General features: G+C 43.4%; 1 protein-coding gene. It reads left to right on the forward strand.

Annotated features, from left to right (window positions below; translation table 11 throughout):
• Positions 1-1,208 (forward strand): ribulose-bisphosphate carboxylase large subunit (locus tag IE096_RS32280; RefSeq protein WP_189457482.1); only part of this gene is annotated, 1,208 nt, incomplete at its 5' end.
• Between the last annotated feature and the right edge of the window lie 83 nt (positions 1,209-1,291).

A 1,291-nucleotide genomic window follows, 5' to 3' on the forward strand; every position in this document is an offset into this window, starting at 1 on the left:
ACCGTTACAAAGGCCGATGCTACCACATCGAGCCCGTTCCAGGAGAAGAAACTCAATTTATTGCGTATGTAGCTTACCCCTTAGACCTTTTTGAAGAAGGGTCTGTTACTAACATGTTTACCTCAATTGTGGGTAACGTATTTGGGTTCAAAGCCCTGGCTGCTCTACGTCTAGAGGATCTGCGAATCCCTACTGCTTATGTTAAAACTTTCCAAGGCCCGCCTCATGGCATCCAGGTTGAAAGAGATAAATTGAACAAGTATGGTCGCCCCCTATTAGGATGTACTATTAAACCTAAATTGGGGTTATCCGCTAAGAACTACGGTAGAGCAGTTTATGAATGTCTACGTGGCGGGCTTGATTTTACCAAAGATGATGAGAATGTGAACTCCCAACCATTTATGCGCTGGAGAGACCGTTTCTTATTTTGTGCCGAAGCAATTTATAAATCACAGGCTGAAACAGGTGAAATCAAAGGGCATTACTTGAATGCTACTGCAGGTACATGTGAAGAAATGATCAAAAGGGCCGTGTGTGCTAGAGAATTGGGAGTTCCTATCGTAATGCACGACTACTTAACAGGTGGGTTCACTGCAAATACTAGCTTGGCTCATTATTGCCGAGATAATGGTCTACTTCTTCACATCCATCGCGCAATGCACGCAGTTATTGATAGACAGAAGAATCATGGTATGCACTTTCGTGTACTAGCTAAAGCTTTACGTATGTCTGGTGGAGATCATATTCACGCTGGTACAGTAGTAGGTAAACTTGAAGGAGAAAGGGACATAACTTTGGGCTTTGTTGATTTACTACGTGATGATTTTATTGAAAAAGATCGAAGCCGTGGTATTTATTTCACTCAAGATTGGGTTTCTATGCCAGGTGTTCTGCCCGTAGCTTCGGGGGGTATTCACGTTTGGCATATGCCTGCTTTGACCGAGATCTTTGGAGATGATTCCGTACTACAATTCGGTGGAGGAACTTTAGGACACCCTTGGGGAAATGCACCGGGTGCCGTAGCTAATCGAGTAGCTTTAGAAGCATGTGTACAAGCTCGTAATGAGGGACGTGACCTTGCCCGCGAGGGTAATGAAATTATCCGCGAGGCTAGCAAATGGAGTCCTGAACTAGCTGCTGCTTGTGAAGTATGGAAGGCGATCAAATTTGAATTCGACGCAGTGGATAAATTAGATAAACCAGCTTGATAAATCAAATTTGAATTCGAAGCAATGGATACTTTGTAATCCAGTAATTACTGTCGGTTTGTTGAATTGCAATTAAACTCGGC

It is taken from the genome of Streptomyces abikoensis, assembly GCF_014648775.1.
GTDB classification, from domain to species: Bacteria; Actinomycetota; Actinomycetes; order Streptomycetales; family Streptomycetaceae; genus Streptomyces; species Streptomyces abikoensis.